We start from the raw sequence: 15,937 nt of genomic DNA, 5'->3' as shown, positions 1-15,937 counted from the left end.
AAAGGGTGTGTAGCAATGACCGTAAAAACCGCAACCAACGACAACGCTCCCCTGCGCTCTGTGTTTGAAAACGCAAACCTGCGCCGTGCAGGGGCGTTATCGACACTGGGACTGGCCGCGGCGATTTTGAGCGGATGCGCCACACCGGGATTGAACACCGAAACCTGCATGGGCACGGATTATAACGGCATTGGCTTCTACGGTGTCGGACAAAGCAAATGGGACAAGGATTGCGCAAACGCGGAATTCGCGGAGACCCTGTTGCGCAAGAAAAACGACCCGGTCGGCAACGCGCTTGGTTTTCTGCTCTATCTCGATCAACTGCCGGGCGCACGCGCCCAGTTGGAAGCGCGTCTGGGCCAAAAAGGCGCCTTGCGCATCGAGCCGGAAACAGTGGCCACACTGCTGGCCTCACCGGATGTCAGCCGCTATACGGGCGTGCAGCTCTACGCAAAAATGAACGAAGACGACCGCGCCACCGTCAACAGCCTGTTGCAGGAGCGTGGGATTGACCCGAAGGTTGCCCTGACACTGAACGACGACGATCGCCGCGCCATGATCCAGGCCCAAGAACAGACCACCAGCCGCGCCGAGCAGGACGTCGCCAAAACACAAGCCACGCCACCGACAACACCGGAAAACGCGCCCAAGCAACAATGCAAACCCGTGGTGACCAACGGTCGCCAGATCCGCTTTGTCTGCGGTGGCCAGTAACACCGTCATCGCCCACCATACTGGCGTTTTACGACAATCATAATCCCCTTGCTTTCCGGGATCATTTGCCGCTATCTGGTCAATAATATTGACCTCTGACCAGAAGTGGAAAAAATCGAGAATGGCAAACTGGCCGGTACACGGGACGATAAACGGGCCCGTGGTGATGATTGGATTTGGCTCTATCGGGCGCGGCATGGTCCCCTTGCTAGAGCGACATTTCAAATTTGACCGGGAGCGTTTCGTCATTATCGATCCGGAAGATATTTACCGCCCCGTGGTTGAGGGGCTGGGTATTCGCTTCATCCACGCTGAACTGTCCCCCGAAAATTACCGCGATATCCTGACGCCGTTGCTGCGCAATGGTGAGGGCGTTGGTTTTTGCGTCAACGTATCGGTCGATACGTCATCACGCGATATCATGCGCCTGTGCCGTGAACTGGATTGCCACTACATCGACACCGTGGCTGAACCCTGGGCCGGATATTACGATAACAAAAACGCCCACCCCGGCGACCGCACAAATTATGATTTGCGCGATGATATCATCGAGGAAAAGGCTCTGGCGCGCGGCACCCGTACCGCCGTGTCCTGCTGTGGTGCGAACCCCGGCATGGTATCGTGGTTTGTCAAACAGGCCGTGTTAAACATCGCCCGCGACACCAACACCCCGTTCACCGAACCAAAAACACGCGAAGACTGGGCCCGATTGATGCAAACATTGGGCATCAAAGGCGTGCACATCGCCGAACGCGATACCCAGCGCGCCCGGATGCCAAAGGAAATGAACGTCTTCGTCAACACCTGGTCGGTGGAAGGCTTCGTATCCGAAGGATACCAACCGGCAGAATTGGGATGGGGTACGCATGAAAACTGGATGCCGCCCAATGCCTCCACCCATTCGTTTGGGTGCCAGGCCGCGATTTACCTGAACCAACCCGGCGCCGCGACCCGCGTCCGCACATGGTGCCCAACCCCGGGCGCACAATTCGGGTTTTTGGTAACGCATAACGAAGCGATTTCAATATCCGACTATTTCACCGTTGGGTCCGGGCCAAAACCCGAATATCGCCCGACATGCCATTACGCCTATCACCCGTGCAACAACGCCATTTTGTCGTGGCATGAATTGTTCGGCCGGGACGGAAAAATGCAGCCGCGGATGCATATTCTGGGCGAATCCGAAATTGTCGATGGCCGGGACGAGCTGGGCGTCTTGCTGTTCGGGCATGCCAAAAATGCCTATTGGTATGGGTCACGGCTGACCATTGAGGAAACCCGCGCGCTGGCCCCGTACCAAAACGCCACCGCCTTGCAGGTTACATCGGCGATTATCGCCGGCATGGTCTGGGCGCTGGAAAACCCGATGGCCGGCATCGTCGAAACAGAAGAAATGGACCATCGCCGCTGTCTGGAGGTTCAGAGCCCGTATCTGGGCACGGTGGAAGGGCATTATACCGACTGGACCCCGTTGGATAACCGCCCCGGCCTGTTCCCGGAGGATATCGACACATCCGATCCGTGGCAGTTCCGCAATATCCTGGTTCACTAAGATTTAAAAAAAGCCCCCGAAATCCGGGGGCTTTTTTCATCCGCGATATTCATACAGTCCTTTGATATCGGGACAACGCTGGAAATGATGGTTCAGGTCATAAATCCCCTCTGCCGCCCCCAGCAATAAATACCCGCCGGGGCGCATGCGATCGGCAATACGGCGCAGGATGCTTTCCTTTAACGCCGTATCAAAATAAATCAGGACATTCCGCAACAGAACAAAATCAAACGGCCCTTCGACATCATAATCCCCTTTGAGGTTCATTTGCCGGAAATGCACCAGCGTCCGAATATCATCATTGATTTTCCAGTTCGATCCATCGCGCGTAAAATATTTATTGCGATAGTGATCGGGCAGCCCGCGATGCACCTCAATATCCGAAAACAGGCCTTGGCGGGCGCGCGACAGAACGCGGCTGTTGATATCGGTGCCCACAACATCGCACAGAAGTTTGGGATAAACTGATCGTTTTTCCGTTGCGATCATGGCCACGGAATAGGGTTCTTGCCCGGTTGAGCACGCCGCCGACCATATGCGCACACGATTGGCCACGGCGGATTCCGCCAACCGATCCAGAAGCTGGTTTTCGAAGACATCAAACGGGATTTGATCGCGAAAGAAGAATGTTTCATTGATCGTCATCGCCTCGATCACATCTGTGGCCATTTTAGACGATTGATCATTACGAATACTCGAAATAATCGCGCGATGGTCGTTGAGCTTCCAACTGCGCAAGACATCTTCCAACCGGGATTCCAGCAGATAGCGCTTATCATCCGTCAAATGATAGCCGGACGATTCCTTCAGGAAATTACGGAAGAAATGAAATTCAATATCATCAATTTGCATGATGATCCCCTATGGATTCACGGCGTACCAACTTGTTTACTGCCGCCCCAATACGCGACAGCGGTAAAACAGCATGACAAATTCCATCTTTTGCCACCGCCCCGGGCATGCCCCAGACGACGGACGTTTCCTCGTCCTGCGCAATCAGGATATTATGCGTGCCATCCACAACCATACGTCGGCTGGACATATGGCCATCGGCCCCCATGCCCGTCAAAATGACGGTCAGCAAATGCCCGCCATAGGCATGTTCCAGTGAATCCAGCATGACATCCACCGATGGTTTGCAAAAATTGACCGGCGGCCCATCGGTTAAGGCGATGCGTTTTGGGATTCCCTTATGCACGCCCATATGCTTTTGTCCCGGCGCAATGTAGACATGGCCAGGGGATACCAGCATACCCTCCTCTGCCTCATGCGCGGGAAAACCGGTTTTACGCTCAATATTCTCCGCCAAGAAACGGGAAAAGCCCGGGGGGATATGTTGCGTAATGAAAATGGGCAGCATCATATTTTTATCAACACCGGTCAAAAATTCGACCAGAGCCTTGGGCCCGCCCGTTGATGCGCCAATGGCCAATGCCAATGGGAAATTGGGCGGCAAATGGTCGGGCATCCGGCGCAAAACCACGTCACCACCAAATTTATGCTGATGAAGAACCGGGGGCGCTTTCGAAACAGGGGGGGATGATGGCGCCCTTTTCGCCCCGCCATGGCGTCCCAATGTCCGCAATTTCAGCAACAATTCCTGTTCGAACGTCAAACCCCGATCAATCGATTTTGATGATGGCTTGGCCAGACAATCAACGGCCCCGATGTGCAGGGCTTGATACGTTGTCTCCGCGCCAGCCTGGGTCAGGCTGGAGCACATAATCACCCGCGCTTCCGGATCATGGACCAGAATTTCGCGCAGGGCGCTGAGGCCATCCATATGTGGCATCTCAACATCCATAAGAACGATATCAGGCCGATGGGCGCGATAATCCCGCAAAGCGGTCTGGCCATCCGCTGCCGCCGCGACGATATCCAGATCGTCGTGCTTTTCAATAATATTACGCAACAATCCACGCACCACGACGGAATCGTCGACCAGCATGACACGAACAGGGGAGACATCCATAGCGGGTTACACCATATTGGCCGGCTCGGGCGTTAAGTGATCAATCATCAGGTTGAAGTCGAGAAGGACAACAAGCTTATCCCCCATGCGACAAACCCCGCGCGAGATAGAAAACCACTTGCGATTGATGGTGTCTGGTAATTTTTCAATACTGGATTCCATGACATCGACAACGTCACCGATCCCCTCGAACACCAGGCTATACATCTCGCCACCGCGATTGATCACGATGGAATATCCGTTGTTGCCCGCCAACCAATCCCGGTTATGGACCCCCAGCGTATAAGCCACGTCAATTTCGGTCACAATATGTCCGCGTAAATTCAAAAGGCCGATAATGTTGGGCGGCGTTAAAGGAACGGGCGTGGTCGGATTACGTTGGATGACATCCTGAATATTCTCAATCGGTGCCCCGAAATAATGATTCCCGATATTCAAAATCAGAATTTTGAATGTATCGGCGACGATATTTGGTTTTGCATTCCCCATAGATACCCCCATGGTAATAGATCACTACGATAGATCACTCGTTATTTCGAATGCTGACCAATGATCGGATCAGTTCATCCTTGTCAAATTTTCCGATATATTTATTGAACCCTTTTTTATAACCATACTCGATGTCTTCTCGGGTGTTGTGGGATGTAATGGCAATGAAAGGAACATCTTTCCAAGACGAATCATCCCGCATTTTTTCAACAAATTCATATCCATCCATATGCGGCATCTCGATATCGCTCAGGACAATATCGAACATATGGCCATCATCGTGCAAACGAATGGCATGTAACGGATCTTCGGACAGTGTTACATCGTACCCGGCACTGGTTAAAATGGGGTACAGCATGCTGCGGAAAAATGGGCTGTCATCAACGACCAGAAGTCGCATTTTTTGACCCTTATATTCCGTCACCGGTCGATGCGCCATGGCGGCATGCTCTAATTCGCCAATGGTTGCGGAACGGCGCTGTGTGTGCGGCCCTGTTTCGACCATATCCAACTGCTCATGCACGCGTTCAATATGATAATTGGCGTAAGGTGATGATTGATGCGCCATTTTAGAAAACCAATCAGACCGGCTCAACGATAGGAAGTGGGCAATATCTATGACATCCACCGTTCGGTCGCTCAAAATCATGCTGCCCAGAATACCAGGACGCAGTGTTGCGGTGGTCAGGTCCAGATCGCCTTCGATAATATCAACAACATGGTCAATAATAAGCCCCATTGACGCCTCCGACATATCATCGGACAGGACAAGGCTCATGACCTCGTGGTCGTTTAACCCTTGTGTCGCGGCATCGATGAAGCACAATTGCATCAACGTATTGTTGTATCGCACGACGATTTTATCGGCCGAGCAGGTAATTTCCCCGCGAGGGAAAACCTGAATACGGGAGACCAGAGCCAGCGGAACCGCCCTCAGCGCCCCATCTCCAGCCTTGAAAACCAGCATCGAGGCTCGCTCCTTGACGCCTTCCCGTGCCTGGTTTGCCATGACATTTTCGGCCTCGAGCTGGCTGACAGCCTTCTCGACGTTAAATTTGCGCGCAATCGCCGCGGGATCCAAAATCATAATGACCCGCCCATCCCCCAGAATGGTGTTTCCAGAAAAAATACCCGCGTTTTTGAGGACGGATGACACAGATTTAATAACAACCTCTTCCGTGTCATAAATCTGATCCACAAGGATCCCGTAATAACTGGACCCTGCACTGATCACACAAATTAGTTTTTCATTATGCGGTTTATGTTCGCAATCATTTTTGCAATCAAACAAAGCTTCGCTGTCCAGAAGCGGAATAATCCGATCACGCAGGCGCAAGACTGGTTTGTCATTAATATATTCAATCATATCGGAATCTGTCGAATTGATAGACACCAATTCCTGAATGTTCATCTGCGGAATCGCGTAGCGATATGAATCAATTTCGACAATCAACGCGGAAATAATCGCGAGCGTCAGCGGGATCTGGATCGTGAAGCATGTCCCCTTTCCCGGTGTTGATTCCATGTCAATTGACCCGCCAATTTTTTCAATATTGGCGCGCACGACATCCATGCCCACGCCACGGCCTGACACATTCGTGATTTGCTCTGCCGTGGAAAAACCTGGCCGCATGATGTAGCTGAGGATTTGCTTGTCGCTCATGGACTGGATTTTTTCCGGCTCTGCCAATCCCTTTTCAATTGCCTTTTCAGCAATTTTTACAGGGTCCAACCCTTTTCCATCATCGCTAATCTGAAGAACGATAAATCCACCCTCGTGATAGGCCCGCAGACGAATGCACCCCTGCTCCTTCTTACCCGCCTCCAGCCTGTCGGCAGGACGTTCAATGCCATGATCACATGAATTGCGAATCATGTGGGTCAATGGGTCTTTAATCTGCTCCAGAACCTGGCGGTCAAGCTCGGTTTCCTCGCCTTCCATCTCCAGAACGATTTTCTTTTTCATCTCCGTCGACAAATCACGAACGATGCGCGGCAATTTTGACCACGCGTTGCCAATGGGCTGCATGCGTGTTTTCATGACACTGTCTTGCAGATCGGATACAATCCTGTTCAAACGCTGAAACGGCGTCGTCAGGTTTGAATTTTCCTCCATACGAATCAATTGCGACAACTGGTTTCGCGTCAGGACAAGCTCGGACACCATATTGATCAAGTCTTCAAGCACGTTCATCTGAACGCGCAGATACTCCGCACCCTTCTCAACAACCTGGGTCGACGGGACATCAACGGAAACCGCCGGATCAGGCACAGGATCCACAACAGAAGACATCGCGTCTTTCTTCACATCACCGCGCAATGATTGCTCTATCTCGGCCTCAATCACCTGAATAATATCAGAATCATTTCCATCTGGCTCCGATCCACTCTTGCTGACCTCGCTCACCAAGAACCGGACGCGATCAATGCACATAAACAGCAATGTCATGGCCCGTTCACTGACGTCCATTTTTTCATTGCGGAAATTATCGAGGAGGTTTTCCGCCGCATGCGCCGTTTTTTCCAAGCGCGGCAGGCCGATAAAGCCACACGTCCCCTTGATCGTGTGCATCAGCCTAAAAATATTCCCAAGCAGATCCTTGTTCTCCGGCTCCTGCTCCAATCGCACCAGATCAAGATCCAGCGCAGAAAGCGATTCAACAGTTTCTGTTATAAATTCCGTGACAAGGTCATCCATAGCACAATCACCGTTTATAAAATGGCAGAAGAATCGGGAATGGGACGCATCTTAGGCGGGCAAGTATTATCGAGATGTAAACGCCATACATGGTAATGCGATATGCAACAAACACACGCATAAATTTAAAAAATGAATACACGCGCAGGCGTATAAATATATGCGCACAAAATTGAGCGCGCGTGTCACGATATACGTGATTGTGATTCATCGTTATTTTACGGTTTGCGCCCAACACTGATAGTGAACATCATTACTGCGTATATTCATTTTTCTCTTATTCAAAAAAGGCGCTTAAAAATGGATATTAACAAAGACATGAAAGTACTAATTGTCGACGATCACAAAACAATGCTCCGCATTGTTCGCAATCTCCTCTCTCAAATCAACATCAGCAACGTCGATGAAGCAACGGACGGACAAGCCGCCTTGCAAAAACTCGCCCACAATAAATACGACCTTGTACTTTCGGACTGGAATATGATGCCAATGACGGGCCTGCAATTACTGCAATTTGTCCGAACCGATTCAACATATGAGCACAAAAACGTACCCTTTATTATGATCACGGCGGAATCGCGTCCAGAAAACGTGATGGAAGCCAAACAAGCGGGTGTCGATAACTACATCATAAAACCGTTTAATGCAGACACGCTGGAAACAAAAATAAAATCCGTTATGACCAAAAAACAGCGATAAGGATAATAACTCCATGACATCCATCATCCAGACCATACAAGAAACAAGTCAGGCCATGGGCCATGTATCGCCGGAGAAACGCGCCGCCCTGGCCGATTCTATTGCGCAGTTGGCCAAACGCCTGGCCGATCATGTCAGCGCACTGGATGACATCCCAAGCCACTACCAGACCTTTACAATGCCCGCCATCAGTGACCAGATTGCCGCCGCAGAAAAACGAACGGAAAAAGCCGCCGACCAGATTTTAACCGCCGCGGAAAGCATCATGAAGTCACTGACGAAAATGAAGGGGGATGCCGCCGCAGAAATTCAAAACCAGGCCAATATCATTTTCGAAGCCACCAGCTTTCAGGATCTCGTCACGCAGCATTTGAACGAAATTCGGTTGCGGATGAAAGAATTGAACGATGACATGCTGGCGCTACAGGATTGCATGATCAATATTTCCAGTGGATCGGCCGATGGAACGCAGCCAAAACAACGCACGCGCAAATCTGAGCGGCCGGACGCCCACCTCCTCAACGGCCCAACAACGAATTTTTAGTATATGGGTATAAAAAAGCGCCCGCCGGGATGATCCGGCGGGCGCTTTTTTATATTCTACATCAAACCATGCTGTTCACTTCGCGGGTCACACGCTGCATATTGCTGGCGATTTCATTTGCGACAGCACTTTGCTCTTCTACCGCGCTCGCCGTAGAATTCACGTATTCACGCACCGTTTCAATGGATTCTTTAATCGCATTCAAAGATGACACGACGCTTGACGAAATATCACGCATGGAATTGATTTCCAGTGAAATTTTATCGGTCGCCGTTTTCGCCTGCGCCGCCAGATTTTTAACCTCGTTGGCGACAACGGCAAATCCTTTTCCAGCCTCACCCGCACGGGCGGATTCAATGGTGGCATTCAGCGCCAAAAGATTGATTTGCCCGGCAATGCTGTTAATCAACTCCACGATGCCCCCCATAGAAGCCGCGGCATCGGCCAGTTTATTGGTTTGCTGATCGGCTTGGTCAACAATGCCATAGGCCTTTTCCGTTGTGGCGCGTGATTTTGTCATGCTTTCGGTGATTTCCTTCACCGAGGCACTCAACTCCTCCGTCCCCACAGCGGCGCTTTCGATCATTTTTCCGGCGTTTTGTTTTGCAATGACCTGTTTTGTGACATCGGTTGCAAATTTGACTACCTTGAACGGCCGGCCATTTAAATCGAACACGGGATTATAGCTGGCCTGAATCCAAATTTCACGACCGCCCTTGCCAACGCGTTTATACTCCGATGATTGGTATTGGCCCGCACGCAAATCGTCCCAAAATTTTCTGTATTCGGCGCTTTCTGCTTCACTGGGCTCCATAAACATGCGGTGATGGTGTCCCTTTACTTCATCCAGACTATATCCGACCGTATCCAAAAAGTTTTTATTGGCCGTAATAATGCTTCCATCCATGTTAAATTCGATCACGGCCATAGATTTATGAATCGACTCAATTTGTGAAACGCCGTCCATTTGTTTCGAATCCTGCCATTCAACAACAGTACCGACGCGGTTCTTGTTATCGTCAAAAACCGGGAAAGCGTGCAGGTTAAAAACAATTCCCCCAACTTTAATCGATGTATCGAACTCTCCGCTCATGCGATCAAGCATACCGCGCTGATGCGACGGGTTTTTGTGGAACATATCGATATTTGTTCCGATCAAGCGATCCACGTTAAACGCCGGGAAATCCTTCTTGATGTCACCTTCGAGCGCACGCAAAAATTCAATGATCGCCTCGTTCACATAGACAATATTATAATCCTTGTCTGCCATCATGATATTGGTAGACAAGCCCTGCAACGCCCCCATTTTCAGCGACAAATATTTATCGTCATCATTGGCAAATTGCTTTTCGCGAAAGCCCAGAGCATAAGCAAGATTTTTCATGGCAGATCAGCCTTCCTGTTATCGATTGATGTAAATTGACGCGGCGATTCAAAAAATACGAACGCCAGTCTACATCAAGACCAAAAGGACAATGAAAGCCGATCTTGTTTTTACATGCGCAGGGATGGAACGGCGCATAATCAGAATACGCCCCGCAACATTATGTCCTTTAACGGCACCCCTTCACCCTGAACCCTGAGAGGAATTTTAGGGTTTTTCCAATCATATATAAGTTCCATGCTCATTTTTCGGCGGAACGCCCCCTCCAACACTCTATGAAGGCTGCGACCAACTTAGCACACGAGGGCGAAAACATGGATTTCCAAGACAAAATTGTTTTTATCAGTGGAACAAGCCGCGGAATTGGCAAAGCTCTTGTCGAGGACTTGCTTCATCGCAATGTTCAGAAAATTTATGCCGCTGCACGCGATACAACCACCATACAATCACTGAACGATCTCCGCGTTGTTCCAATCGCCCTGGATATTACCGATGACAATCAAATAAAAAACGCGGCATCCATCGCACACGATACAAATGTTTTAATTAACAATGCCGGGGCGCTCAATTTTGTAAATGCCTTAACAGGACCACTCGGCGACATTCGCCATGATATGGAGGTCAATTACTTTGGCACGCTTAACATGATGCGCCATTTTCTCCCTGTCCTGCAGAAAAATAAGGATTCCGTCCTAGCGAATGTGGTTTCCGTTGCGGCTTTTGTTAATTTTCCTTTTCATGGCGGGTATTGCGCTTCCAAGGCCGCTTTGTTCTCAATTACACAGGGCGCCATGATTGAAATGGCGTCTAAAGGAATAAAAGTGCACAATATCAATCCGGGGCCGATTGATACGGATATGGGTAAAAACCTTGATATTGAAAAAACCAGCGCTGAAAAAACCGCGAAGGCGATTTTGGATGGGATCGAAGCCGAAGAACTTTACATCAGCCCGGATCCAGTTGGCGCCGAAATGTTTAAAAACTGGACACAGAATTTTCGCAGTCTCGAACAGGTTGCCGCAGATTTTATGAAGGGACTGAACCAACCATGATGCATAAGGGGCAGCAGAAAGAATACTACCAAGCATTTGCTGAACGAAATTCACAATATGATGGTATTTTCTTTGCGGGCATAAAAACGACAGGCATTTTTTGCAGGCCCACATGCAGCGCGCGCAAACCCAAGCCAGAAAATTGTGAGTTTTTCACAACAATTCAGGATGCCATGCTGGCCGGTTACCGGGCTTGCAAACGTTGCCACCCACTCTCCGTGACCGGAACACCGCCAGACCTTATACAATCGCTTATTAACGCCGTTGAAAACGAACCGGAAAAGCGATGGAAGGACACGGACATTAGCCGCCTTGGCCTCCATCCCTCCACGGCACGGCGTCAATTCAAAAAACGATATGGCATGACTTTTGTTGCCTATGCACGGGCACGCCGCATGGGCTTAGCCCTGAAATCCATTCGCGCTGGCGAAAAAATCATTCATGCGCAAATCGATGCCGCCTATGAATCTGGCAGCGGATTTAGAGACGCCTTCACAAAAATCCTGGGCGATGCCCCTGCCCGTGCCAAGAACAAGAATATTCTAAAAGCCGAATGGTTGGATACCCCCCTTGGTGCAATGATTGCCATCGCAGATGAGGACGGCCTCTATTTATTGGAATTTACGGATCGTCGCGGACTTGAACGCGAAATTGAAAAGATGAGAAGATCGCTCAACGCCGCGATCATCCCGGGAACATCACCAATTTTAAAGGCTCTCAAACAAGAACTGCGGGCCTATTTTTCGGGAACACTGAAAACATTCCGCACGCCCCTGAAACTGAATGGCTCTAACTTTCAGCAATCCGTTTTGAGCGCATTGATAAGCATTCCCTATGGCCAAACGCGAAGCTATAAACAACAAGCTATAGCCCTCAAGCAGCCAGATGCCATACGCGCTATCGCACGTGCAAATGGCATGAACCAACTGGCCATCATCATTCCCTGCCACCGCGTCCTTGGCCATGATGGGAAGCTTGTTGGTTATAGCGGCGGCCTAGCCCGCAAAAAATGGCTCATCGAGCACGAACAAAAGCATTCGCGATGAACAAGGTTGTTTTGCCTGGAAAATTGGTTGCGGGGGCAGGATTTGAACCTACGACCTTCAGGTTATGAGCCTGACGAGCTACCGGGCTGCTCCACCCCGCGTCACCGAGAAATGGCGGCCCCAACCGGTTAGAAATGCGGGGCGCGCAAGCGATATGGGGTTATAGACCGTTCAATTCAAGAACGCAAACCTTATTCGTCATAAATCTTATAAATCTTTCGTATTCCTACGCGCTAGACACCCATCACCATTTTTTAAAAATCACCCATGCCGCAAGCACGATCAGGCCGAAGCCGAGAAGGTGATTCCACTGGATCGGCTCCTTCAGATACCAGATTGAGAAGCCCATAAACACCAATAAAGTCAGGCACTCCTGAATGGTTTTGAGTTGCGCGGCGTTGAAAACAGAATGGCCCATGCGATTGGCCGGAACCTGCAGACAATATTCGAAGAAGGCGATCCCCCAGCTGATCAGAATAACGATCAGGAGTGGTGTGGTTTTGAATTTCAGATGGCCGTACCAGGCAAAGGTCATGAAAATATTTGAAGCAAGCAACAAGCCGATGGTTGCGAAAGGAATGGGCACTGAAAAACTCATCTCACGGACCTCTGTTCGGCATGATTTTTATAAAGGGGCTGAAAATAGATACAAAAAAACGCGCCAATGGCGCGTTAGAACATTTGATCATCATAAATAGGTATGACAACAACGATTGTTTAATCCAAGCGGGCTTGGAAGACCTGGCAACGACCTACTCTCCCGCGTCTTAAGACGAAGTACCATTGGCGCTGAGGCTTTTCACGGTCCAGTTCGGTATGGGATGGGGTGTTGCGCACTCGCTAAAATCACCAGGTCATCCAAAACCGCCTGTATCAAACAATCAATATCCGTTTTCGTCTTTCAAAATGCTGGCCTATAAGCCAACCGCAACGAGCTTGCCGCTGCGCGTGATGTTCATATCGATGGTAAACCATACGACATGGAGTGAATTCAAGCCGATCGAGCAATTAGTAACAGTTAGCTTCAAGCGTTGCCGCTCTTCCACACCTGTCCTATCAACGTGGTGGTCTTCCACGGCTCTGATAGGGAAACCTTGTTTTGAGGGGGGCTTCACGCTTAGATGCATTCAGCATTTATCCCTTCCACACATAGCTACCCAGCTGTGCCACTGGCGTGACAACTGGTGCACCAGAGGTGTGTCCATCCCGGTCCTCTCGTACTAAGGACAGCTCCTCTCAAGTTTCCAACACCCACGGCAGATAGGGACCGAACTGTCTCACGACGTTCTGAACCCAGCTCACGTACCTCTTTAAATGGCGAACAGCCATACCCTTGGGACCTGCTCCAGCCCCAGGATGAGATGAGCCGACATCGAGGTGCCAAACAGCGCCGTCGCTGGGGACGCTTGGGCGCTATCAGCCTGTTATCCCTAGAGTACCTTTTATTCGTTAAGTGATGCATCTTCCATACGAGTGCACCAGATCACTATGACCGTGTTTCCACTCTGCTCGACTTGTCAGTCTCGCAGTCAGGCAGGCTTATGCCATTGCACTCAAAAGTTGATTTCCGACCAACCTGAGCCTACCATCGCGCGCCTCCGTTACTGTTTGGGAGGCGACCGCCCCAGTCAAACTACCCACCATGCAGGGTCCGGATCCCGGATAACGGGATGCCGTTAGACACCAGGAAAATCAAGGGTGGTATTTCAAGGACGACTCCACACGAGCTGGCGCCCATGCTTCAAAGTCTCCCACCTATCCTACACATGACAATCCTGATGCCACTGCAAAGCTATAGTAAAGGTTCATAGGGTCTTTCCGTCTAACCGCGGGAACCCCGCATCTTCACGAGGAATTCAATTTCGCTGAGTCTGCTCTGGAGACAGTGGGGAAGTCGTTACGCCATTCGTGCAGGTCGGAACTTACCCGACAAGGAATTTCGCTACCTTAGGACCGTTATAGTTACGGCCGCCGTTTACTGGGGCTTCGATTCAGTGCTTGCACACCTCCTCTTAACCTTCCAGCACCGGGCAGGCGTCAGACCCTATACGTCGTCTTTAGACTTCGCAGAGCCCTGTGTTTTTGATAAACAGTCGCCACCCCCTGGTTTGTGTCCCCGGCCATTGGTTGCCCATAGGCCGGGCTTGCTTATCCCGAAGTTACGCAAGTAATTTGCCGAGTTCCTTCAGAACAGTTCTCTCAAGCGCCTTGGTATACTCTACCAGTCCACCTGTGTCGGTTTCGGGTACGGTCAATAATGATGGGGCTATTTCCTGGACGTCCCAGGCAGCACACTCAATCCGTTAAGAGCATACTGCTTTCGGCCGCCGTCACCTCCATCTGGCTCACGAATATTAACGTGATTCCCATCGACTACGCCTTTCGGCCTCGCCTTAGGGACCGGCTCACCCTGCGCGGATTAGCCTTGCGCAGGAACCCTTGGACTTTCGGCGACAGTGATTCTCACACTGTTTGTCGCTACTTATGTCAGAATTCTCACTTCTGATACCTCCAGCAACTCTCACGAGTCACCTTCGCAGGCTTACAGAACGCTCCGCTACCACTCCCGTAGGAGTCCTAAGCTTCGGTACATGACTTGAGCCCCGTAACATCTTCGGCGCGGAAACTCTTATTTAGACCAGTGAGCTATTACGCTTTCTTTAAATGATGGCTGCTTCTAAGCCAACATCCTGGTTGTCTTGGAGTTTCTACATCCTTTCCCACTTAGTCATGATTTGGGGACCTTAGCTGTAGGTCTGGGCTGTTTCCCTCTCGTCCTAGGACCTTATCACCCTAAGACTGTCTGCCATGTATTACTCCCGGGTATTCGGAGTTTGGTTGGGTTTGGTAAGGCTCGCGCCCCCCTAGCCCATCCAGTGCTCTACCCCCCGGGGTATTCGCATGACGCACTACCTAAATAGTTTTCGCGGAGAACCAGCTATTAGCCGACTTGATTGGCCTTTCACCCCTAACCACAGGTCATCCCACACTTTTTCAACAGTGATGAGTTCGGTCCTCCATTAGGTGTTACCCTAACTTCAACCTGCCCATGGCTAGATCGTCGGCTTTCGGGTCTAATGCTGCATACTTGGTCGCCCTATTCAGACTCGGTTTCCCTGCGCCTACACCTACCGGCTTAAGCTCGCATGCAACACTAACTCTCTGACCCATTATACAAAAGGTACGCCGTCACCCCATAAAGAGGCTCCGACTGTTTGTAGGCATCCGGTTTCAGGTCTGTTTCACTCCCCTTATCGGGGTACTTTTCACCTTTCCCTCACGGTACTGGTTCACTATCGGTCGATCAGTAGTACTTAGCCTTGGAGGATGGTCCCCCCATGTTCAGACAGGATTACTCGTGTCCCGCCTTACTCATAGACATTTGTGCTTTCTACCTATACAGGACTATCACCTACTTTGGTGTGCCTTTCCAGACACTTCTAGTTCTTACACAACTGCCATTGGGCTGGTCCGCGTTCGCTCGCCACTACTAACGGAGTCTCGGTTGATTTCCTTTCCTCTGGGTACTGAGATGTTTCAATTCCCCAGGTTCGCTTCGCTGCACCTATGAATTCAGTGCAGGATACCGCATAAAGCGGTGGGTTCCCCCATTCGGAGATCTGCGGGTCAATGGGTGTTCGCCCCTAACCGCAGCTTATCGCAGCGTACCACGTCCTTCATCGCCTCTGATCGCCAAGGCATTCACCAGATGCCCTTAAGACGCTTGAATTCAAACCACGCGCAGGGACAAGTCCGCTACGCTGGCTTATTTACTCAGCATTTCGTT

General features: G+C 50.5%; 12 protein-coding genes, 1 tRNA gene and 2 rRNA genes. 6 read left to right on the top strand and 9 right to left on the bottom strand.

Annotated elements, in window-relative coordinates; translation table 11 throughout:
* The first annotated feature begins 15 nt into the window (after positions 1 to 15).
* Both A11S_RS02155 and A11S_RS02150 read left to right on the top strand, forming a co-directional pair.
* Complete coding sequence (locus tag A11S_RS02155; protein ID WP_015466839.1) at positions 16 to 714, top strand: hypothetical protein; 699 nt, start codon at positions 16 to 18, stop codon at positions 712 to 714.
* A gap of 121 nt (positions 715 to 835) precedes the next feature.
* Positions 836 to 2,266, top strand: coding sequence for a homospermidine synthase (locus A11S_RS02150; protein WP_235067986.1), 1,431 nt, complete (start codon positions 836 to 838; stop codon positions 2,264 to 2,266).
* Between the two features lie 36 nt (positions 2,267 to 2,302).
* Here A11S_RS02150 and A11S_RS02145 read toward each other — a convergent pair whose 3' ends face one another.
* From A11S_RS02145 to A11S_RS02130, 4 genes are read right to left on the bottom strand one after another with little or no spacing between them, the layout of a single operon-like run.
* Positions 2,303 to 3,118 carry a CheR family methyltransferase gene (locus tag A11S_RS02145; protein ID WP_015466837.1) on the bottom strand — a complete coding sequence of 272 codons (816 nt, stop codon included), beginning with the start codon at positions 3,116 to 3,118 and terminating at the stop codon, positions 2,303 to 2,305.
* A complete protein-coding gene (locus A11S_RS02140) occupies positions 3,108 to 4,238 on the bottom strand; it encodes a protein-glutamate methylesterase/protein-glutamine glutaminase (protein ID WP_015466836.1) in 1,131 nt (376 codons plus the stop codon). Before A11S_RS02140 ends, A11S_RS02145 begins: the two co-directional genes overlap by 11 nt.
* Before the next feature lie 6 nt (positions 4,239 to 4,244).
* Positions 4,245 to 4,727, bottom strand: coding sequence for a chemotaxis protein CheW (locus tag A11S_RS02135; protein WP_015466835.1), 483 nt, complete (start codon positions 4,725 to 4,727; stop codon positions 4,245 to 4,247).
* A 34-nt stretch (positions 4,728 to 4,761) separates the two neighbouring features.
* On the bottom strand, positions 4,762 to 7,425 hold the full coding sequence (locus tag A11S_RS02130; protein ID WP_015466834.1) for a hybrid sensor histidine kinase/response regulator: 2,664 nt from the start codon (positions 7,423 to 7,425) through the stop codon (positions 4,762 to 4,764).
* 300 nt (positions 7,426 to 7,725) lie between these two features.
* Here A11S_RS02130 and A11S_RS02125 point away from each other — a divergent pair, with 300 nt between their 5' ends.
* Both A11S_RS02125 and A11S_RS02120 read left to right on the top strand, forming a co-directional pair.
* Positions 7,726 to 8,124, top strand: coding sequence for a response regulator (locus tag A11S_RS02125; protein WP_041802355.1), 399 nt, complete (start codon positions 7,726 to 7,728; stop codon positions 8,122 to 8,124).
* 13 nt (positions 8,125 to 8,137) lie between these two features.
* Positions 8,138 to 8,668 carry a hypothetical protein gene (locus A11S_RS02120; RefSeq protein WP_015466831.1) on the top strand — a complete coding sequence of 177 codons (531 nt, stop codon included), beginning with the start codon at positions 8,138 to 8,140 and terminating at the stop codon, positions 8,666 to 8,668.
* 61 nt (positions 8,669 to 8,729) lie between these two features.
* Here the strand turns inward: A11S_RS02120 and A11S_RS02115 are convergent, their stop codons facing one another.
* Entirely contained in the window at positions 8,730 to 10,052 is a 1,323-nt protein-coding gene (locus tag A11S_RS02115) for a methyl-accepting chemotaxis protein (RefSeq protein WP_015466830.1), read from the bottom strand.
* Between the two features lie 314 nt (positions 10,053 to 10,366).
* Here A11S_RS02115 and A11S_RS02110 point away from each other — a divergent pair, with 314 nt between their 5' ends.
* Together A11S_RS02110 and A11S_RS02105 are read left to right on the top strand one after the other, a co-directional pair.
* Positions 10,367 to 11,104, top strand: coding sequence for an SDR family oxidoreductase (locus A11S_RS02110; protein ID WP_015466829.1), 738 nt, complete (start codon positions 10,367 to 10,369; stop codon positions 11,102 to 11,104).
* Positions 11,101 to 12,150 (top strand): bifunctional transcriptional activator/DNA repair enzyme AdaA, encoded by a 1,050-nt coding sequence (locus tag A11S_RS02105; RefSeq protein ID WP_015466828.1) that lies wholly within the window; start codon positions 11,101 to 11,103, stop codon positions 12,148 to 12,150. The genes A11S_RS02110 and A11S_RS02105 overlap by 4 nt, the downstream gene beginning before the upstream one ends.
* A 24-nt stretch (positions 12,151 to 12,174) precedes the next feature.
* On the opposite strand, the gene A11S_RS02100 is transcribed toward A11S_RS02105, so the two are convergent.
* The 4 genes from A11S_RS02100 to A11S_RS02085 all read right to left on the bottom strand — a co-directional run bounded on the left by A11S_RS02100 (position 12,175) and on the right by A11S_RS02085 (position 15,880).
* A tRNA-Met gene (locus A11S_RS02100) sits at positions 12,175 to 12,251 on the bottom strand.
* A gap of 143 nt (positions 12,252 to 12,394) precedes the next feature.
* The gene (locus A11S_RS02095) at positions 12,395 to 12,748 is read right to left on the bottom strand and encodes a DMT family protein (RefSeq protein ID WP_015466827.1); all 354 of its coding nucleotides are present in this window, start codon (positions 12,746 to 12,748) and stop codon (positions 12,395 to 12,397) included.
* A 141-nt stretch (positions 12,749 to 12,889) separates the two neighbouring features.
* A 5S ribosomal RNA gene (gene rrf, locus A11S_RS02090) occupies positions 12,890 to 13,004 on the bottom strand.
* A 133-nt stretch (positions 13,005 to 13,137) separates the two neighbouring features.
* Positions 13,138 to 15,880 (bottom strand): 23S ribosomal RNA (locus tag A11S_RS02085).
* Between the last annotated feature and the right edge of the window lie 57 nt (positions 15,881 to 15,937).

Origin of the sequence: Micavibrio aeruginosavorus EPB, from assembly GCF_000348745.1 — a bacterium.
In the GTDB taxonomy this organism is placed as follows: domain Bacteria; phylum Pseudomonadota; class Alphaproteobacteria; order Micavibrionales; family Micavibrionaceae; genus Micavibrio; species Micavibrio aeruginosavorus_A.
Note: the sequence above shows the minus strand (reverse complement) of the source record. Positions and strands in the feature narration are given on the sequence as shown.